Source organism: Paenarthrobacter sp. 4246 (genome assembly GCF_040546855.1).
Taxonomy (GTDB): domain Bacteria; phylum Actinomycetota; class Actinomycetes; order Actinomycetales; family Micrococcaceae; genus Arthrobacter.
This window is the reverse complement of sequence record NZ_JBEPOP010000004.1, coordinates 499,311-518,821: the sequence shown is the minus strand read 5'-3', so window position 1 is coordinate 518,821 and position 19,511 is coordinate 499,311. Positions and strand designations below refer to the sequence as shown.

Below are 19,511 nucleotides of genomic sequence, written 5' to 3'. Positions count from 1 at the left end.
GGTCCCATTCCGAACCCGGAAGCTAAGACCCACAGCGCCGATGGTACTGCACCCGGGAGGGTGTGGGAGAGTAGGACACCGCCGGACAACCATTAGGCAAGAGCCCCGACCACAGGTCGGGGCTCTTCCCCTTTAACCACCCAAACACTAACCGCTTACACACCCCAACACCGCATCCACCACATGGCTCCGCTGCTTGTCCCGTCGATACACCAGATACTCCGTTATCGGCGGTATCGGATCAACGAAGTCAAGCAACACCAGCCGGGGATCGTCGTTGAATTCATCCTCTGCGATGACCCCAATGCCCAGGCCGGCGATCACTGCCGCGTGAACTGCTTCCCGGCTGTCAGTCTCGAGTACTTCCGCTGGTTGCAGCTGGGCTGCGGAGAGGGCTGTCTCGATGGCCCTACGGGTGACGGATCCGATCTCCCTGATGATCAGCGGGTGGTCCACGAGGTCCCGGAGCGGGATCACCTTGCTGCCGGCCAACAGGTGGTCCTGCCGAACAAAGGCCACCAGGTCCTGCGTTCCGAGGCGGCGTGCAATCAAGTCCGGGTGCGGCGTTTCGTCGGCGATGATGCCGACGTCGACAGTTCCGGCCAGGACCCGCCTGCGTACCTCAGCGGAGTTTCCGCTGACGAGTTGGATGCTGACTCCAGGGTTCAGCCGGCGGAAGGTGCTGAGCACTCCCACGGCGTTGATGGGCGCGTCGGTGCCGAACCGCAGCTCTCCTTGCATGACGTTGCGGGCCCTGGCAAGGACGGTCTCCGCTTCGAGCTCGGCGGCAAACAACCTGGCTGTGACTGCCAGGAGCTTTCTTCCCAAAGGCGTCAGCTCTACGGACCGTCCAGCTCGTTGCAGGAGCTGGACCTCATGGAGCCGTTCCAAAAGTCGGACCTGCTCGGACAGGGTTGGTTGGCTCACCTTCGCAGCTGTAGCCGCAGCGACGTAGCTGCCGTGGGTAGCTACGAGGTGGAACGCCCGCAGGTGCGTGAGATTCATAGGCATGACCTAAGTCTCCTATAGGCATGGGCGGCGTCCCCTATGTGTCGCCACAGAAGCCACGTACCGTCATTGCTGTGAAGAATGAACCGTACGTCCTGGTAGTCGGAATCGACGGCGTCCGTTACGACTCCCTCATGTCCGCGGACACACCCGCTTTGGACCAGATTGCCCGGAGCGGCTTCCTGCTCCCCGTCCGCGTTCACGGGAAGAATGCCACTATTTCCGGTCCAGTGTGGGCCACGGTGGCCACGGGGGTCTATGCGGACCGGCATAAGGTCACCGGTAACAGTGACCATCCGCCGGAGCTCGCTGCCTTCCAGGACTTCACCGCGGTGCTGCGTGCGGCCCGGCCGGAGTCGCGCACTATGATTGCCGCGAGCTGGTTTCCTGTGGCGGCACCCACAGGTTGCGGGCCTCTCTTCTCCTCCCGTGGTTGGGTGCCGGAGGAGGACCCTGAAGAAGCGAACGACGCCGGCAGCTGGGTAAGTGCCGACGACGCCGTCGCTGATTATGCAGCCGCACGGTTGGAGCACGAGGATCTTGCGGCATCCTTTGTGTACTTTGGCGAGGCAGACGTCGAAGCCCATAACAACGGCACGGGTATCGCCTACATTTCTGCCATTCAGCGCTGCGACTCCCGCGTCAAAAGCCTGTTGGAAGCTATTGAGTCGAGGCCTCGGCGTGGTGACGAACACTGGACCGTCATAGTGGTGACTGACCATGGTCACGTCGCTGCCGGTGGTCATGGAGGAGAGACCGAGGCCGAGCGTACAGCCTGGATCGCTGCCTGCGGTGCAAACGTGCCCCGGGACGTCTTCGCCGTGGACCACGCCGACATCTTTCCCCAAGTCCTCGCTACGTTTGGTGTGGCTGCAGGAGACACGGACGGGCTCACCTTCGGTTCCCGACGTGGCCCGCAGGAGCAACCCGCAACGACGGCAGCTCCCCGTTGACCCTTACGGTGACAGCGGCAGTTCTCCTGGCGGCGGTCCTCCACAGCGTTTGGAATGCCTTGGCCAAGGCGATTCCGGACCGGCTTGCCTCGTCCACCATGATTGCCTTGGCCTATTTGGCATCGGGCCTGGTGGGGGCAGTGGTCTTCGGAGTTCCCCCACAGCAGTCGTGGCCCTATGTTGTGGCGTCAGCGGCCTTGCAGACCTGCTACCTCATCCTGCTGACCACGTCCTACAAGCACGGCGATTTCTCCCAGGTCTATCCGCTGGCCCGGGGCCTCGCCGTCCTGTTGGTCACGGGAGTCGCCACCACTTTCCTGGCGGAGAAATTGAGTTTCTGGCAGCTGGCGGGAGTGGCAGTCGTTGCTGGTTCCTTGCTGAGCCTGGCTCTCACAAAACACGGCGCATTAGCCAGTGCCGGCACGAACCGCAAGGGCACCTTCTTCGCAGTGCTCACGGGGGCAGCCATCGCGGCCTATACTCTGGTGGACGGTGTAGGAGTCCGGGTTTCCGGGCAACCGATGGCCTATGTCTCCTGGCTTTTCCTGCTGCAGGGCATGGTGATTCCCCTGGTCTGCTGGCGCATGGCCTCGGAGAGCCCTTCTTTCCCACAGCGAGTGGCCCGGTACTGGAAGCCGGGATTCATCGGGGGACTGGTGTCCATGCTGGCCTACGGAATTGTGGTCTGGGCACAAAGCCTGGCACCGCTTGCCTTGGTGTCTGCGCTGCGGGAGACCAGTGTCCTGTTGGCTGGAGTCATCGGCGCGGTGTTCTTCAATGAAAAGTTCAGCCGGCTCCGGTTGGGCTTGACAGCCATCGCGGTGGCCGGCATCGCCGCCATCCAGCTCGGCTAGCCCGAGAAGAACTCCGACAACTCCGAGATCAGCTTGTCCGGAGCCTTGATGGGGCCGTCGTGCCCCGAACCAGGGAGGATGCTATAGCTGGATCCGGAGAGGACGTCATGGATCTGGCCGCACGCAACACCAAAGTAGGCGGGGCTCTTTTCGCCCACCACGATCAGTGTCTCCAGCGGAAGGGCAAGGAACGGCTCTGCGGGCATGTCGGCAGCGATGACGGCCTTAATTTCCCGGACACCGCAGGTCATCAGTTCGCGCATCTGCTTGCCCAAGGGCGTACCGGCGGCCAGCTTATTGGCCAGGGTCAGCATGGACAATGGCATGCGTGCGAAGGCGCCGCCGGTCTCCACGCCCTTGATCAGGACGGCGAGGGCGCGGTCATAGTCTCCCGCCGCCGTCGCGCGTTCATAATCCGGTGTCCAGTCGGCCTTGACGCTGTGGTTGACCGACACGGCGGGATCGTAGACGGCAAGCCGCTCCACGGGCAGGGTCCGCGCAGCGTGCAGAGCTACGGCGCCGCCAAAGCTGTGCCCGAAGACGTCGGTGCTGGACGTGTGTTTCATGACGGCGTCCAGGTCCCGGATGTCCGCCTCGAGCGTGTAATCCTCAGCCTGCGGGGATGAATCGCCGCGTCCTCGTCGGTTGAAAGTATGAACGGGCCGGCCAAGGGCTTCGCTGAGTTTCTGCGCAAAACGCGAGTAATCGGCAGCCGTCACCATGGAGGCAGGAACGACGACGACGCCGGAACCCGCCGCTGCCAGCCCACCGCCCGTGGTGAGTACTTCGAGGTGTCCGCCGTCGTGGGTCATGATGATGTCGCGCGTCATGACTTGAGCCTAACCGAGCGACCTGAATGCAGGCAGCATGCCGGCCCCTATGTGGAAAAGCAGTCAGCGTTTGAAGTAGTCCGAGATATCCGAGACGAGTTCGTTCACTGCTGCAGGAATGGACCCATGGAATCCCTTGGGCGAAACCTCCAAGGTGCTGCCAGGAACAGCCCTGTTCAGCCGGGCAGCGGTGACTTTGTAGAACTGGGGACTCTTCTTGCCCACCATGAAGTGCGTGCTGGAAGGCAGGACGGAGAAGTCGCGCGGAGAGTCAGCGGCTTCGAATGCAGCCTTGAGTTCACCAACACCTGAGGGCATGAGCTCACGGAAAAGCTTGTTCACCTTGGTCCGCGAAACCACGGCCATAAGTCCCGCCAGGACCGGCTCGGGTACCCGTGCAAGGGCAGTTCCGGGGTGCATGCCCCTTTTCATCCGGGCCATCGCACGATTGAGGTCGCCTTTGTCCACGGAGTCCGCGAAGCCGGTCAGCCAATCCGTGTCCATGCTGCCATCGATGTTCACCGCGGCGTCGTAGACAGCGAGCTTGTCCGGTTGGTGGTGCGTGCCCGCAAAGGCCTGGGCTGCATTCAAGGCCACGGACCCACCCAGGCTGTGGCCAAAGATGTTCCGGGCGCCGGTGGCGTCCATGATGGTGCGGACATCGGCGATCTCCGTAGCCATGGAGTAGTAGTGCGGCTGCTCGGTGGATTTGCCCCGGCCCCGGCGGTCGTACACGTCCACAGCCCAGCCATCACCGAGGCCCTTGGCCAAAGCGACGGAGAAGGGCCGATAAATGAGTGCCGTGAGGAACGCGCCACCGATGAGGACCACGCGGCGCTCCCCGGGTGCGTCTTCGGTGCCGTAACTGTACAAGGCGAGCCGTCCGCCGTCGTGCGTCTGAATATCGCGTTCCCTCACCGGAACATCCTAGGTGGCATCCGGAAGTTCACCGTGCAGCCGGGTCCCCGAGAGGAACCGCGCTATGCGGGCCGCGAGCCGCTTGCCAGGGCGCAGGGGGCCTTCGTGGAACTGCAGCGGCACCACAGCAAAGTCGATCACAGGCACGGCCCCGGCCAAGGTGCGGCCGGTCTCTGCGAAGTACGACGGACTCCAACCCCCGCTGAGCATCAACGTGGGCGTGGAGAGTTCCATGAAGTCGTGAAGGTGGGCATCGGCGTCCAGGACTGCGCGCATTTCGGTGACTGCCGTGGGCAGAAGGGAGCGCATCTCCAAGCCCAGGCGGGTCCGGGCCGACAGGACACTGAGCGTGCGCAGCGCCCCCATGGGCAGATAGGAAATTGGCCCGGCAGTTCCCAGCCCCTGCACCAGATGCGCCCACGCATGATCCAGCTGGCCGGCAGTGACCGCTTCCTCAAGCTCGGGCCGCCACCGGCTGCTGAGATTGCCTGACAGCGACACTGCGGCGTCGTAGGTGACCAGTTTGTTGATGCTGGCCCGCCGCGCGGCTTGCAGCGCCACGAAGCCGCCATAGCTGTGCGCCACAACGTCAGAGGAGCCGGTCTTCTCCATCACCGCGAGGAGGTCCGCGATCTCGGTTTCCACCGAATAGCCCGACGGCTGCGGCGCGGACCGCCCACGGCCCCGTCGGTTATAGCTGTGAACCGGGCGCCCCAGCATGACGCTGAGGGTCCGCGCGAAAGGCCAGTACAGCGAGTCCGTCACCAAAGTGCCATGAACAAGCACGACGCCGGCCGGTTCAGCGGGTGCCTTCGAGCCGGGAATTGACGCTGCTTTGGCGGGCCGGAAGGTGTGCACCTCGAGCTGCCCGCCGCCGTCGACCGTTTCAACTGTCCATGTCTCCACAGCCCCGAGTCTATGCGTTTGCCTGATCTTGGGGCCCGGAAGTGAAGGTCTGCAATGACCGGTAAACTTAAGGACTGTGACTTCCGCAAACACCCCAGCCCTGAACACCTCCGCAGAGCCCATCGATGCCAGCGAGCAGATGCGCATCCGTATGGAAAAGCGCGCCAAGCTGATCGAGCGCGGCACGGAGGCCTATCCCGTGGGTGTTGAACGGACCCATTCCCTTGGCGAAATCCGCGAGAAATACGCACATCTGGAAGCCGATGAAACCACCGGCGACACCGTTGGTGTCACCGGGCGCGTCGTGTTCGTGCGCAACACCGGCAAGCTGTGCTTCGCCACCCTCCAGGAAGGCGGCGTGGACGGCAAGGGCGTCCGGCTGCAGGCCATGCTGAGCCTTGCCAACGTCGGAGAGGAAGCGCTCGCCGAATGGAAGGCCCTGGTTGACCTGGGCGACCACGTATTCATCAAGGGCGAGGTCATCTCCTCCCGCCGCGGTGAGCTGTCCGTCATGGCCGACTCCTGGTCCATGGCGTCAAAGGCGCTGCGCCCCCTCCCGGTACTGCATGCAGAACTGAACGAGGAAACCCGCGTCCGCCAGCGCTACGTGGACCTCATGGTGCGCGATGAAGCCCGTGAGATGGTCTACAAGCGCGCAGCCATTACCCGCTCGGTGCGCGACACCCTGGACCGCCATGGCTACGTGGAGGTGGAAACTCCCATCCTTCAGCTGGTCCATGGCGGCGCTACCGCACGCCCGTTTGAAACACACATGAATGCGTTCGACCAGAAGATGACACTGCGCATCGCTACCGAGCTCTTCCTCAAGCGCGCCGTTGTGGGTGGCATCGACCGCGTGTACGACATGGGCCGGGTTTTCCGCAATGAAGGCGTGGATTCCACACACAGCCCCGAATTCACCACCTTGGAATGCTACGAAGCCTGGGCAGACCAGTTCGTCATGGCCGAACGCATGAAGGAAATTATCCTGAATGTGGCGGACGTCGTTGGTACGCGCACCATCCAGACGGAGGCCGGTGAAATCAACCTCGACGGCGAATGGGCCTGGGTTTCGGTTTACCCGGGTATTTCCGAAGCCGTGGGTGTGGAAATTACGCCGGACACCACAGTGGAGGAACTGCTGGCAATTGCTGCCAAGCACGAGGTCAAGGTGGACCCCAAGTGGGACGCCGAGAAGATCGTTGTGGAGCTGTTCGGCGAGATTGTGGAACCCACTTTGCTGAACCCGACGTTTGTTTATGACTACCCGCCGTCGGCGCAGCCGCTGGCCCGACCACACCGTGAAGACGGGCGCCTCATCGAGGCCTGGGACCTGATCATCGGCGGCATGGAGCGCGGTACGGCCTTCTCTGAACTCATTGACCCCGTCATCCAGCGCGAACGCCTGACGGAGCAATCACGCCGCTCCGCCGCCGGTGATGAGGAAGCCATGCAACTGGACGAGGACTTCCTCCGCGCCCTCGAATACGGCGCGCCGCCCATGGGCGGCATCGGGCTCGGCATTGATCGTTTGGTCATGCTGTTCACCGGGGCCGGTATTCGCGAAACCATTCTGTTTCCCTTGCTGAAGCCTGAAGGACACTGACCATGGAGTACATCGCAGTCCTTGCGCCGTCCATAGTTGTAGGTTTGATCTTCTGGTTTGCCATGAAGTCGATCTTCAATGCAGACAAATCCGAGCGTCAGGCAGAAGCCCGCGCCCAGGCGGAAGCGAATTCAAAAAATTCCGGCCCGGCCTCCGAAGGTCCAACCGCTAAATAGGCTCCTAAATGGGATCCACTTTCGCGTGAATCCATTTGTGCTTTGACGTGCGTGCTTGCCGTGAACGATAATCGAGAAAGGAACCCGGGGAATTTCTGATTATCCATCCCTCCAAAAGAGAGGCAACTCATGGCACAGAAAGTAAAAATCATCCTCGTCGATGACCTGGATGAGGGGGCTGCGGACGAAACTGTCCGCTTCGGCCTGGACGGTGTGAGCTACGAAATGGACCTGTCCACGGCAAACGCATCGTCGCTGCGGAAGGCCCTGGAACCGTTTGTCGCAAAGGCCCGGAAGACCTCTTCCGGCCGTGGGACGAGGGGTCGCGCTACTCCGGCCCGCAACCAGGATTCCGCACAGATCCGTCAGTGGGCCCGGGATAACGGTTACACGGTCAACAGCCGCGGACGTATTCAGGCTGAAATTCAGGAAGCCTACCAAAAGGCCAATTCCTGATTCACCACTTCAATGCCCCGGCAGTCACTGCCGGGGCATTGGTTGTTTAAGGGGCTGGGTTTGTTGGGTTCCGCCCAGGCCTGCCGGCGGAATAGTCCGTGAATCTGCCCGGTGCTGGACGGCCCGTTTACCGGTGCTATTGGTGCAGCGGCAAAGCGTCGCGATTACTCCTCCGTGGAATACTTCCGGGGTGGCCCGGCGGCAGGTAGCCAGCGCCGGCTGGCAGGATGTCACCGTCGCCTGCCGCGGTCAAGGGGAAGTGCCCGTTTTATTCCTCCACGGCGTCATGTTTCCCCTGTGGCGAACACGCCCCAAAAGTGTTGCTCCGGCACGTAGCATCAAAGTACGTCGTAGCTAGGAGTGTGGCGAAATGTTTGAGAGATTTACGGACCGTGCCCGTCGCGTGGTCGTCCTTGCCCAAGAAGAGGCACGGATGCTCAACCACAATTACATCGGTACCGAGCACATCCTCTTGGGTCTGATCCACGAGGGTGAAGGCGTTGCTGCCAAGGCGCTCGAGTCCCTGAGCATTTCGCTCGATGGCGTTCGCGAGCAAGTACAGGAGATCATCGGCCAGGGCCAGCAAGCCCCGTCCGGTCACATCCCCTTTACGCCGCGTGCCAAGAAGGTGCTTGAGCTTTCCCTTCGTGAAGCACTGCAGCTCGGCCACAACTACATCGGAACTGAGCACATCCTGCTCGGCCTCATTCGCGAAGGCGAAGGCGTGGCCGCACAGGTGCTGGTGAAGCTTGGCGCAGACCTGAACCGGGTCCGCCAGCAGGTCATCCAGCTGCTCTCCGGTTACCAGGGCAAGGAGACCGCGGGCAGCGGCTCCGGCCAGGGCCAGCCGGAAGGTACCCCTGCCGGTTCGGTGGTGCTCGACCAGTTCGGACGCAACCTCACCCAGGCTGCACGCGAAAACAAGCTCGATCCTGTGATCGGCCGCGAGCAGGAGATGGAACGCGTCATGCAGGTCCTCTCCCGCCGCACCAAGAACAACCCGGTGCTGATCGGTGAGCCCGGCGTTGGTAAGACCGCCGTCGTCGAAGGCCTCGCCCAGGCGATTGTCCGCGGCGATGTCCCGGAGACCATCAAGGACAAGCAGCTGTACACGCTTGACCTCGGCTCCCTGGTTGCCGGCTCCCGTTACCGCGGTGACTTCGAAGAGCGCCTGAAGAAGGTCCTCAAGGAAATCCGCACCCGCGGCGACATCATCCTCTTCATTGACGAGATCCACACCCTCGTCGGTGCAGGTGCTGCCGAAGGCGCCATTGATGCTGCATCTATCCTGAAGCCGATGCTCGCCCGTGGTGAACTCCAGACCATCGGTGCCACCACACTTGACGAGTACCGCAAGCACATCGAAAAGGACGCCGCTCTTGAGCGCCGCTTCCAGCCGATCCAGGTCAAGGAACCCTCGGTTGCGCACGCGATCGAGATCCTCAAGGGACTACGCGATCGTTACGAGGCACACCACCGCGTGACGATTACCGACGGCGCTCTCGCCTCGGCTGCGCAGCTGGCCGAACGCTACATCTCGGACCGCTTCCTGCCGGACAAGGCGATCGACCTCATCGATGAAGCCGGCGCACGCCTGCGCATCCGCCGCATGACGGCTCCGCCGGAGCTCAAGGCCATGGATGAGCGCATTGCCGACGTGAAGATGGAGAAGGAATCCGCCATCGACGCCCAGGACTTTGAGGGTGCTGCCTCGCTGCGCGACAAGGAGCAGAAGCTCATTGCCGAACGGGCAGAGAAGGAGCGCACCTGGAAGTCCGGCGGCATGGACGACATCTCCGAGGTTGACGAGGACCTGATCGCGGAAGTTCTCGCGAACTCCACGGGTATCCCGGTCTTCAAGCTCACCGAGGAAGAATCTTCCCGCCTGCTCAAGATGGAAGACGAACTGCACAAGCGCGTCGTCGGCCAGGACGAAGCCATCAAGGCGCTGTCCCAGGCCATCCGCCGCACCCGGGCAGGCCTGAAGGACCCCAAGCGTCCCGGTGGCTCGTTCATCTTCGCCGGCCCCACGGGCGTCGGTAAGACCGAGCTCGCCAAGGCACTTGCCGAGTTCCTGTTCGGTGAAGAGGACGCCCTCATCACGCTGGACATGTCCGAGTACTCCGAGAAGCACACGGTTTCGCGTCTCTTCGGTGCACCTCCGGGCTACGTCGGCTACGAAGAAGGCGGCCAGCTGACGGAGAAGGTCCGTCGTCGTCCGTTCTCCGTGGTTCTGTTCGATGAAGTGGAGAAGGCCCACGCCGATCTCTTCAACTCGCTGCTGCAGATTCTGGAAGACGGCCGCCTGACCGACTCCCAGGGCCGCGTGGTGGACTTCAAGAACACCGTGATCATCATGACCACCAACCTTGGTACCCGCGATATTTCCAAGAGCGTGGCTACGGGCTTCCAGTCCGGCACGGACACCCAGACCGGCTACAACCGGATGCGGGCCCGGGTTACCGAAGAGCTCAAGCAGCACTTCCGCCCCGAGTTCCTCAACCGTGTTGACGACGTCGTGGTGTTCCCGCAGCTGACGCAGGACGAGATCATCGAGATCGTGGACCTGTTCGTGAACCGTCTGGAGCGCCGCCTCAAGGACAAGGACATGGGCATCGAACTCACCCCCGCTGCCAAGGTTCTCCTGGCCACGCGTGGTTACGATCCCGCCATGGGTGCCCGGCCGTTGCGCCGCACCATCCAGCGCGAGATCGAGGACCAGCTGTCCGAGAAGATCCTGTTCGGTGAGATCCACTCCGGCGACATCGTTGTGGTGGACGTTGACGGCGAAGGTGACGACGCCAAGTTCACGTTCGAAGGCAACGCCAAGCCGCGTATCCCGGAGATCGCTCCGACCGCCTAAGGCACACGCTGTATCGCAGAAGCCCCACCCGCTCCGCAATGAGCAGGTGGGGCTTTTGTGTTGTGCGGTCAGGAGTTTTTGTACAGGTGGAGCCCTTAAAGTGGCTTCAGGGGGCGTTAGCTGTACGAGGACTTCACGAACCGGATCGGGGATCGAATGCGGGTACTTATGGTGGCTCCGGGGACGCGCGGGGATGTGGCGCCCATGGCCGGGCTCGGAGGTCGCCTGCAAGGGCTGGGGTACGAGGTTGCCGTTGCAGCAAACCTTGCCTATGCCCCTCTGGTTGTTGAGTCGGGATGCGAGTTCAGGCTGCTGCCGGGGAACCTGACGGAACTCATCAAGCAGCCGGCCCCGGGGGCGAAGGCCTCAGCCGGCAGCGTGCTGACGTTCTGGCGGAAGCTTGGCGAGTACATGGACAACGCAGCCACGGGAACCTTGGCGGCCGCCGAGGCCGGGGCTGATGTCATCATGGCCAACTCGGTGGCACCCTATGCCTACGACATTGCCGAGGCCTTCGGCATCCCGGCCCTTGGGGCCCATCTGCAGCCAACTGAACCGAGTGCGGCCTATCCGCCAGTGCTGATGAATTCGGCGCGAAGCCTGGGTGCGCTGGGGAACAGGATCATTGGCGAGCGAGCAGCTGCGGGGCCGGCGCCCTACGATGCTCCCAGTGCCCGCCTTCGCAAGCAGCTCGGCCTGCGCAAGGAAAGCCGGGCAGCGGGAGAGCGTCGTCGGAGGAAGGCCCGGGCGACCATTCTTCATGGCATCAGTCCTACCGTCCTGCCGCGTCCGGCCGATTGGCACGCGGGATTGGTGATGGCCGGATATTGGTGGCCCCCGGAACATAGCGGCTGGGAGCCGTCCGCGGAGCTTGTGGACTTTCTCGCCGACGGCCCAGCGCCCGTTTTCGTTGGTTTCGGCAGCAGTGCACACATTGACCCCGGCTTCATCCTCGAGGCAACGCGGCGTGCCGGAGTTCGGGCTGTTGTGCAGGGTGCAGAGGGCGTGCTGGGCGATGATGCCATGGGCGTTGGAAGCGTCCCGCACGAGTGGCTGTTCCCCCGCATGGCTGCTGTTGTTCACCATTCCGGTGCAGGAACCACTGCCGCCGGCCTGCGTGCGGGCGTGCCGTCGGTAGGTGTTCCCGTGTATACGGACCAGCCACTTTGGGCCTCGCGGATCGCGACCCTGGGCGCCGGTCCCCAACCGCTTCCGTACAAGAAGCTGACTCCGGAGCGCCTTGGTGACGTGATTGCGCAAGCCGTAGGAACGCCGTCGTACTTGCAGCAAGCGCAGGTCCTGGCGGCTGCCATCGCGAAGGAAGACGGGACCGTGCCCGTGGTGGAAGCCTTATGGAACCTCCCATCCAAGGAGCAGTAGAGCACTCATAACGCGCTGGGCTGCGACTTAGTGGGGCACGGGATATGTGGAAGTACTGTTTCACTGTGAGTGAACCACTCTGTGATCGGGAGCACAATGCGTGTTGAATCGGATCATGGACTCTGCTGACACTCTGACCCCGGGCGAGCAGCCCGAAACTCCCTTCCATCACCTGGACCACTACCTCGCCATCCCGCGGGTCAGCGGCCTCACCCTCAGCCCCGATGGCAAGCGCCTGGTCACCACCGTTTCGACGCTGAACGGCAAGGGAACCGAGTTCGCTTCGGCCCTCTGGGAGATCGACCCCACCGGCCAGAAGCACGCACGCCGCATCACCCGCAGTTCCAAGGGCGAGGCCGGCGCGGCGTTCGCGGCAAACGGCGACCTCTACTTCACCTCGGCGCGCCCGGACCCGGACAGCCCGGACGCTGACCCGGTGAACGCCCTTTGGCTGCTCCCCGCCGACGGTGGAGAAGCCCGCGTGGTGCACTCGCGCGCAGGTGGCATCAGTTCGGTCATGGCCGCGAAGGACGTAGATGCCACGTTCGTCAGCGCCGAGGTCCTGGCAGGATCCGCCGACGAAGACAACGACGACAAGCGCCGAAAGGCCCGCAAGGACAACAAGGTTTCGGCCATCCTGCACAGCGGCTACCCGGTCCGCTATTGGGATGCCGACCTCGGCCCCGCAGAGCCGCGGATCTTTGCCGTTGAGCAGGGTGACGAGCAGGAACCGGGCAAGCCGTCAACGGTGGACGCCGCGGCTCCACTCAAGCTCCGCAACCTGACGGTCGGCGTCGGCGGTTCGCTGCGTGAGTCAAAAACAGTGGTGAGCCCGGACGGGAAGACCATTTACACCAGCATGACCAAGGCGCTCGCCAAGGCCGACAGCCGGGAGGTGTTGGCCGCCGTCGACGTCGCCACCGGGAACGTCAAGGTGCTGCTGGACCACGAAGGCATGAGCTACTTCCCGGGACCCGTCAGCCCGGACAACGGCACGCTCGTGGTAGAAAGCGAAAGCGACACCACGCCGACGCAGGCTCCGCAGGTGAAGCTGCACCTGCTCAACGTTGCCGGCGGCGAGACCACGGACCTTGAGCCGCTGGCGCACCACTGGGATCGCTGGGCCACCGTCCTTGCCTGGCTTCCGGATGGCAGCGCCGTCCTGGCCAAAGCGGACGACGACGGCGCGTCGCCAGTCTTCCGGATCAGCGTCGCTGACGGTGGGGTCACCCGGGTGACGCAAGACGCCTCCGCCTATTCCGACGTCGTGATTTCTCCCGACGGGACGGCGGCGTATGCCCTGCGGAGCTCGTACGAATTCCCCGCCGAAGCGGTCCGGATAGACCTCGCCACCGGAGAAGTGACCAGGCTTCAGGCACCCGCTGAGCGGCCTGTGTACAAGGGTCGCCTGGAGCGCGTTGAAACGACAGCGAACGACGGTTCACGAATCCCCGCCTACCTCGCCCTCCCTGAAGGGGCATCGGCAGGGAAGCCTGCTCCGCTCCTGCTGTGGATCCACGGCGGCCCACTGGGTTCGTGGAACGCCTGGACGTGGCGCTGGAACCCCTGGCTGCTCGTCGCCAAGGGCTACGCCGTGCTGCTGCCCGATCCCGCGCTCTCCACAGGCTACGGTCAGGAATTCATCCAGCGCGGCTGGGGCGAGTGGGGCAAGAAGCCCTTCACCGACCTCATGGCCATCACCGACGCGGTGGTTGGGCGCCCGGACATTGACGAGTCGCGGACAGCTGCGATGGGGGGATCGTTCGGCGGCTACATGGCCAATTGGGTGGCCGGGCAGACCGACCGGTTCAAAGCAATTGTTACCCACGCCAGTTTGTGGGCGCTGGACCAGTTCGGTCCCACCACGGATGCCGCCCAGTACTGGCTGAAGGAAATGACCGTTGAAATGGCCATGGAGAACTCGCCGCACCTGAACGTGGGAAACATCAAGACACCCATGCTGGTGATCCACGGCGACAAAGACTACCGGGTTCCGATCGGCGAGGGACTGCGTCTCTGGTACGAACTCCTGTCCTCCTCGCAATTGCCAGCCGACGACAACGGCCAGAGCCCACACCGCTTCCTTTACTTCCCCGACGAAAACCACTGGGTGCTCCAGCCGCAGCACGCCAAGATCTGGTACGGCGTGGTGGAGCACTTCCTGGCAAAGCAGGTGCTGGGCGAGGACGTTGCTTTACCGGAGGAGTTGGGTTTATAGGCGATTCGTTCGGTCCCAGCCCCGCATTCTGTCATGCGCGGGGCTGGGGCGTCCGGTACCTGTTTGCCTCGCTAGGATGGGGGAGTGAATTCGACCTTCAGCCTCCGTCCTGCCCGCACCAGCGATGTAGCGGCGATCAAGAGGCTTGTGGCGCCCTTGGCTGAGGAGCGGATCCTCATGGCCAAGGAGACTGTGGCTTATTACGAGAGCCTGCAGGAATTCCGGATTGCCGAGTCTGACGGCGGCGAAGTCATTGGCTGCGGCGCGCTCCACGTGATGTGGGAGGACCTGGCCGAGATCCGCACTCTGGCGGCTGCCGATTCCTGGCGGGGGCGGGGCGTGGGGCATGTCCTGGTGGAAAATCTCCTTGAGGAAGCGCGGGCCCTTGGAGTGAGCCGCGTATTCTGCCTGACGTTCGAGGTGGACTTCTTTAAGCGCCACGGGTTTGAAGTCATGGCCGATCAGTCGGCCGTGGATCCCCAGGTTTACTCCGAGCTGCTGCGCTCGCATGACGAGGGCGTGGCTGAGTTCCTGGACCTGGCTCGGGTGAAGCCGAACACCTTGGGCAATACCCGCATGATCAAGCAGCTCTAGGCCTGCTTCCCCTTCCCTCCGCGTAGCGATCCTGCGGGTAAATGGCGCGTCTTTCAAGCGCGTCCGATTATGAGTGATTTAATCCTCTTTTCTTATCTAAAATTGATGGATAAACTGATCAAGGCTTGCTGGGGAAGCTTCCACCACATCGGTCAATTGAGAGAAGATCATGCAGTCCCACGCGTCCCTTTCAGATGTTTCAGAACTCCAACTCAGCGTGCGCGGTCCAGTGTTCACGCCTGCCGATCCCGGCTTCGCCGCTGAAATAGCGGCCTTCAACTTATCCACACAGCACCAGCCCGATCTCGCCTTCGGAGCCCTCGATGCAGAGGATGTCTCGGCAGCGATCCGCTGGGCAGCGGAGCGCGGTGTGCCCGTGTCCGTCCAGTCAACCGGGCACGGCGCCACGAACGCGATCGAGGGTGGCCTGCTGATCAGCACCCGACGAATGCTCGAGCTCAGTATTGATCCCCTGGAGAAGACAGCCCGCGTCGGTGCGGGTGTCCGCTGGAAGGCCGTGGTGGATCTCGCCGGGACCTTCGGCCTCATGGGGCTCTGCGGTTCAACCACTGATGTTGGCGTGGTGGGTTACACGCTGGGCGGTGGGCTGCCGATCCTGGGTCGCAAGTACGGATTCGCTTCTGACCATGTGATTGCGTTTGAAATCGTCACGGCAGACGGAACCCTGCGCAGGGTAACCCGGGACGAGGATTCGGAGTTGTTCTTCCTCCTTCGTGGCGGCAAGGGCAATCTGGGAATCGTCACGGCCATGGAGTTCCACCTCTTCCCTGGCTCCGACCTCTACGCCGGCGGAATCTACTTTGACGGTGAGCAAGCTCCAGAAGTACTGCAGGCGTTCAGGGATTGGGCGCCTGCCCTGCCTGTAGAGGCATCGGCGTCACTTGCCTTCCTGCGGCTGCCGGACATGGAGATGGTGCCGGAACCTCTGCGCGGAAAGTTCGTGATCCACCTCCGCTATGCCTACCAGGGTGATCTGGCGGCGGCGGCGCAACTCGTGGAGCCGATGCGCCGGAGTGCACCGTTCATGATGGATGCCACCGGCCCACTTGAAGCTACTGCTTTCGACTCCATCCACCAGGACCCGGACCAACCAGTTCCCGTGATGGAACACGGGTTCCTCTTGGACAGGCTGGATGCGCCGGAAGCCGAAACGCTTCTGCGGCACTTTGGCCCCGGCGTCGAAAGTCCTGTGCTGTTGGCCGAACTCCGGTTGCTCGGCGGTGCTTTGGCGACGAGCGCAGACGGTGACGACATTGTGGGTGGCCGCGATGCTTCGTTCAGCTTCTTCATGGGCGCCATTGCCGTCCCGCCGGTGGTTGCGATGTTGCCCGCGGTTTTCAATGCCGTCCATGAAGACCTTCGGCCTGCCGCCAATGCCGGAACCTTCGTGAACCTGCACGGCCACTTCGTGGATGCCGAAGACAGGGAACGGCCCTGGCGGGCAACGGCGTTGGAACGGCTCCGCAAGGCAAAGGCTGAGTTGGACCCGCAGAACATGTTCAGCTTCGGGCATGTAGTGGGGCTCCCGGTCATTGACCAGACAGTGTTGCTTGAAGACGTCGTGACTGCCGGCGGCGACGCCGTGCTGAACAACTAGGGGCTGAGGGCGATGAACAACCGCGTCACGTTCCCCGACTTCTCCGCCTTCCAGATCGACATTCCGCACGGATCATGGCCGCACGAAGCCTCTTGGCCCGGGGACAGGCACTCCGACCCGGATCTGTACTCTGCCTTCTGGCCCGAGTTCCCGGCCAGGCGGGAATCCGAGGCGGTGGCGACACCGCGGGCTGAGGAGTAGCCGGCGGAAATCAGGCCCGCGGAGGTGAGGCAGGGCGGAAGGGACGGCTCCAGGAGGCTGTCCCTTCAGCCATGCCAACCCTCACAGCCGCGGGGCACCGGGCAGTGCAGCGCCTGGTTGGGCGTCGAAGCGGCGTCGATAGTCCGTGGGCGTGGTGGAGAAGGCCCGGGCAAAGTTTTGCCGGAGGGTCACGGCGCTGCCAAAGCCGCATTCGACTGCCACCTGGTCTACGGACAGGCTGGAACTTTCCAGGAGGTGCCTGGCTGCATCCAGCCGCTGGGAACGCACCCACGCTGAGGGTGTGGCGCCGGTGGATGCCCTGAAGGCGCGAATGAACGTCCGGCGACTCAGGTGGGCCTGGTTGGCGAGCGTCTCGATGGTCAGATCCTCGCCCAGATGCCCCAGTGCCCACTCAAGGAGGCGCGCCATGGGGTCGTCGGAGGAACGTGGCGGCAGGGGATGCTCAATGTACTGCGCCTGTCCGCCCTCGCGGTGCGGAGCGATGACCAAGCTGCGTGCCACCTGGTTGGCTGAAGCGGATCCCAGGCGGGTCCTGACCAGATGCAGGCAGGCGTCCAGCCCGGAGGCGGTGCCGGCCGACGTCAACACGTCGCCGTGATCGATGTACAGCACCGTCCGGTCCAGGAAGACATCCGGGTGGCGTGCCGAGAGCGAACTGAAGGCCTCCCAATGGGTGACGGCGGATCGTCCTTTCAGCAGGCCGGCGTCGGCAACGGGAATGGTGCCAAGGCAGAGGCCAAGGATGGTGACGCCGCGATGATGCGCCTGCTGAAGTACGTTGCGGAGCTGTTCACTGGGCTCGCGGCCGTCATCAAACCATGAGGGCACCACTATGACGTCGGCTTCGTCCGCAGCTTCGGGGCCCCGGATTTCTCCCAGCTGATAGCCTTCCGCGGTGCGGATGTGGCCCGCCTGGTCCGCAAAAAGCAGGGTGGTCCACTCGGCGAGTCCTTGGCGCGCGACCTCGTCGAAGACCATTTGGGGGACAGCGAGGTGGAACATCGTGACGTCATGGAAGGCATACACAGCAATGCGCACGGATCCTCCTTTGATTGGCCTGAATCAATCGTATAAGGGCATTCATGCCACTGGTGGCCGGTTCCGAAGACGCCGAGGATGGAATGGTGCCGCAAGCCGGCCACTGCCTTCCACTTCACGGAAAGAGAGCATCATGAACACTCCCCGCCGCGCCCTTGTCCTGGTAGACGTCCAGCAGCAGTACTTCAGCGGACCCCTCGAGATCCAGTTCCCACCTCATCAGGAATCCATTGGAATGATCAGCAAGGCCATAGACGCCGCAACGGCCGCTGGCATCCCGGTTGCCGCCATCCAGCACAGCGCTGGAGAAGGTGCGCCGGTTTTCGCTCCGGGAACCGCGGAATTCTCCCTCCACCCTGACGTCGAGGCCCGCCGGAGGGACTCCTGGAAGGATGTCGTCAAGGAGTACGGCTCGGTCTACGCCGGGACGGACCTGACCGAATGGCTGCGGGAACACGACGTCGACACCGTCACCTTGGTGGGGTACATGACCAACAACTGCATCCTGGCTTCAGCTGTGGAAGCCGAATTTATAGGTTTCAGCACCGAAGTCCTCTCGGATGCGACCGGTGCCATCAATCTGGCCAACGACGCAGGATTCGCTGATGCGGAAACAGTCCACACCACCCTGATGGCTTTGCTGAACTCCAACTGGGCGGCCGTCAGCAGCACTGACTCTTGGGTGGAGGCTCTGAATGCGGGTAATGCCCTGGAGAGGAGCGATCTGGGGAGTTCGGCAGCGGCCGGGGCCTCGCGCTGAAAATCCCCGCGCGGGATAACTCCGCACCAAGGGCGCCCAGGGCCTACCGTGGGCCGGGCCGCCGGTAGTAGGGTCAGAGCACCAGCCGCAGCACGCCCAGGAGCATCACATGAAAAAGCTCATTAATGATCCACGCGCAGTGGTGGACGAGTCCGTAGAAGGGTTCGGCATGGCCCATGCCGACATTGTGGACGTCCATCCCGAGCCCAAGTACGTCATCCGAAAGGGTGCTCCGGTGGCGGGCAAGGTTGCCTTGGTCTCCGGTGGAGGCAGCGGCCACGAGCCCCTGCACGCAGGTTTCGTGGGACTCGGCATGCTCGACGCCGCTGTGCCCGGCGCCGTCTTCACCTCGCCAACCCCCGACCAGATCATTCCAGCTACGGTGGCAGTCGACTCAGGCGCCGGCGTCGTTCATATCGTGAAGAACTACACCGGCGACGTCCTGAACTTTGAAACCGCCGCCGAGATGGCGCAGGCCGAAGGCGTGCACGTGCGTTCGGTCCTGGTGAACGACGACGTCGCGGTGGAGGATTCGCTGTACACGGCGGGCCGGCGCGGGGTGGGCGGAACGGTTTTGGTGGAAAAGATCGCAGGAGCATCGGCCCAGCGCGGCGATGATCTTGACGCCGTCACGGCCATCGCCGAACGGGTGGTGGCCAACGTTCGGACCATGGGCGTGGCCCTGTCCGGCTGCACCGTGCCACACGCAGGCACGCCGAGCTTCGAGCTGGAAGACAATGAGATCGAGATCGGCATAGGTATTCACGGCGAACCGGGGCGGCACAAGATCGCCATGGAAAGCGCTGACGCTATTACGGACCGCCTCCTGGAACCTGTGCTGGAGGATCTTGCCCTGGCATCCGGGGACAAGGTGTTGCTGTTCGTGAACGGCATGGGTGGTACCCCGCAAAGCGAGCTCTACATCGTCTACCGGCGTGCCGCCCAGGTCCTGGCCGAGCGTGGAGCCACCGTGGAGCGTTCGCTGGTGGGTAACTACGTGACCTCCCTGGAGATGCAGGGCTGTTCGGTCTCGGTCCTGCGCCTTGATGACGAGATGACCCGGCTATGGGATGCTCCCGTCCACACCGCAGCCTTGCGGTGGGGAGCCTGA

At 63.2% G+C, this 19,511-nt stretch carries 18 protein-coding genes and 1 rRNA gene; 14 read left to right on the top strand and 5 right to left on the bottom strand.

The features are described from left to right. Positions 1 to 87, top strand: a 5S ribosomal RNA gene (rrf, locus tag ABIE35_RS10380); the annotation flags it as partial. Positions 88 to 147: 60 nt separating this feature from the next. On the opposite strand, the gene ABIE35_RS10375 is transcribed toward rrf, so the two are convergent. Continuing rightward, the gene (locus ABIE35_RS10375) at positions 148 to 1,011 is read right to left on the bottom strand and encodes a LysR substrate-binding domain-containing protein (protein ID WP_354514657.1); all 864 of its coding nucleotides are present in this window, start codon (positions 1,009 to 1,011) and stop codon (positions 148 to 150) included. Between the two features lie 71 nt (positions 1,012 to 1,082). On the opposite strand from ABIE35_RS10375, the gene ABIE35_RS10370 reads away from it, so the two are divergent. After that, on the top strand, positions 1,083 to 1,961 hold the full coding sequence (locus ABIE35_RS10370) for an alkaline phosphatase family protein (RefSeq protein ID WP_354514655.1): 879 nt from the start codon (positions 1,083 to 1,085) through the stop codon (positions 1,959 to 1,961). 8 nt (positions 1,962 to 1,969) lie between these two features. Next, the gene (locus tag ABIE35_RS10365) at positions 1,970 to 2,815 is read left to right on the top strand and encodes an EamA family transporter (protein ID WP_354514653.1); all 846 of its coding nucleotides are present in this window, start codon (positions 1,970 to 1,972) and stop codon (positions 2,813 to 2,815) included. On the opposite strand, the gene ABIE35_RS10360 is transcribed toward ABIE35_RS10365, so the two are convergent. The 3 genes from ABIE35_RS10360 to ABIE35_RS10350 form a co-directional block, all read right to left on the bottom strand. Continuing rightward, positions 2,812 to 3,645, bottom strand: coding sequence for an alpha/beta fold hydrolase (locus ABIE35_RS10360; RefSeq protein ID WP_089593208.1), 834 nt, complete (start codon positions 3,643 to 3,645; stop codon positions 2,812 to 2,814). The genes ABIE35_RS10365 and ABIE35_RS10360 overlap by 4 nt on opposite strands. Positions 3,646 to 3,708: 63 nt before the next feature. Then, on the bottom strand, positions 3,709 to 4,563 hold the full coding sequence (locus tag ABIE35_RS10355) for an alpha/beta fold hydrolase (RefSeq protein WP_354514651.1): 855 nt from the start codon (positions 4,561 to 4,563) through the stop codon (positions 3,709 to 3,711). Between the two features lie 9 nt (positions 4,564 to 4,572). Further along, positions 4,573 to 5,469, bottom strand: a complete 897-nt coding sequence (locus ABIE35_RS10350) for an alpha/beta fold hydrolase (protein WP_354514649.1) — start codon at positions 5,467 to 5,469, stop codon at positions 4,573 to 4,575. Between the two features lie 76 nt (positions 5,470 to 5,545). Between ABIE35_RS10350 and lysS the strand changes: the two genes are divergently transcribed. The 9 genes from lysS (at position 5,546) to ABIE35_RS10305 (ending at position 16,581) form a co-directional block, all read left to right on the top strand. Further along, a complete protein-coding gene (gene lysS / locus ABIE35_RS10345; protein WP_354514648.1) occupies positions 5,546 to 7,075 on the top strand; it encodes a lysine--tRNA ligase in 1,530 nt (509 codons plus the stop codon). 2 nt (positions 7,076 to 7,077) lie between these two features. Further along, positions 7,078 to 7,251 carry a hypothetical protein gene (locus tag ABIE35_RS10340; protein WP_354514646.1) on the top strand — a complete coding sequence of 58 codons (174 nt, stop codon included), beginning with the start codon at positions 7,078 to 7,080 and terminating at the stop codon, positions 7,249 to 7,251. A 129-nt stretch (positions 7,252 to 7,380) separates the two neighbouring features. Further along, complete coding sequence (locus ABIE35_RS10335; RefSeq protein ID WP_311211765.1) at positions 7,381 to 7,707, top strand: histone-like nucleoid-structuring protein Lsr2; 327 nt, start codon at positions 7,381 to 7,383, stop codon at positions 7,705 to 7,707. A gap of 370 nt (positions 7,708 to 8,077) precedes the next feature. Then, entirely contained in the window at positions 8,078 to 10,570 is a 2,493-nt protein-coding gene (locus ABIE35_RS10330) for an ATP-dependent Clp protease ATP-binding subunit (RefSeq protein WP_089593213.1), read from the top strand. A 156-nt stretch (positions 10,571 to 10,726) separates the two neighbouring features. Beyond that, a complete protein-coding gene (locus ABIE35_RS10325; RefSeq protein WP_354514643.1) occupies positions 10,727 to 11,950 on the top strand; it encodes a glycosyltransferase in 1,224 nt (407 codons plus the stop codon). Positions 11,951 to 12,065: 115 nt separating this feature from the next. Beyond that, complete coding sequence (locus tag ABIE35_RS10320) at positions 12,066 to 14,168, top strand: S9 family peptidase (protein WP_354514641.1); 2,103 nt, start codon at positions 12,066 to 12,068, stop codon at positions 14,166 to 14,168. Between the two features lie 84 nt (positions 14,169 to 14,252). Then, positions 14,253 to 14,762, top strand: a complete 510-nt coding sequence (locus ABIE35_RS10315; RefSeq protein WP_311211759.1) for an amino-acid N-acetyltransferase — start codon at positions 14,253 to 14,255, stop codon at positions 14,760 to 14,762. Between the two features lie 169 nt (positions 14,763 to 14,931). Further along, on the top strand, positions 14,932 to 16,380 hold the full coding sequence (locus ABIE35_RS10310; protein WP_354514639.1) for an FAD-binding oxidoreductase: 1,449 nt from the start codon (positions 14,932 to 14,934) through the stop codon (positions 16,378 to 16,380). 12 nt (positions 16,381 to 16,392) lie between these two features. Continuing rightward, positions 16,393 to 16,581: a hypothetical protein gene (locus tag ABIE35_RS10305; protein ID WP_354514637.1), complete on the top strand. Its 189-nt coding sequence runs from the start codon at positions 16,393 to 16,395 to the stop codon at positions 16,579 to 16,581. A gap of 81 nt (positions 16,582 to 16,662) precedes the next feature. Here ABIE35_RS10305 and ABIE35_RS10300 read toward each other — a convergent pair whose 3' ends face one another. Then, positions 16,663 to 17,640, bottom strand: a complete 978-nt coding sequence (locus ABIE35_RS10300; RefSeq protein ID WP_354514635.1) for a GlxA family transcriptional regulator — start codon at positions 17,638 to 17,640, stop codon at positions 16,663 to 16,665. 133 nt (positions 17,641 to 17,773) lie between these two features. On the opposite strand from ABIE35_RS10300, the gene ABIE35_RS10295 reads away from it, so the two are divergent. After that, positions 17,774 to 18,400, top strand: a complete 627-nt coding sequence (locus ABIE35_RS10295) for an isochorismatase family protein (protein WP_354514633.1) — start codon at positions 17,774 to 17,776, stop codon at positions 18,398 to 18,400. Positions 18,401 to 18,509: 109 nt separating this feature from the next. Beyond that, a complete protein-coding gene (gene dhaK / locus ABIE35_RS10290) occupies positions 18,510 to 19,511 on the top strand; it encodes a dihydroxyacetone kinase subunit DhaK (protein ID WP_354514631.1) in 1,002 nt (333 codons plus the stop codon).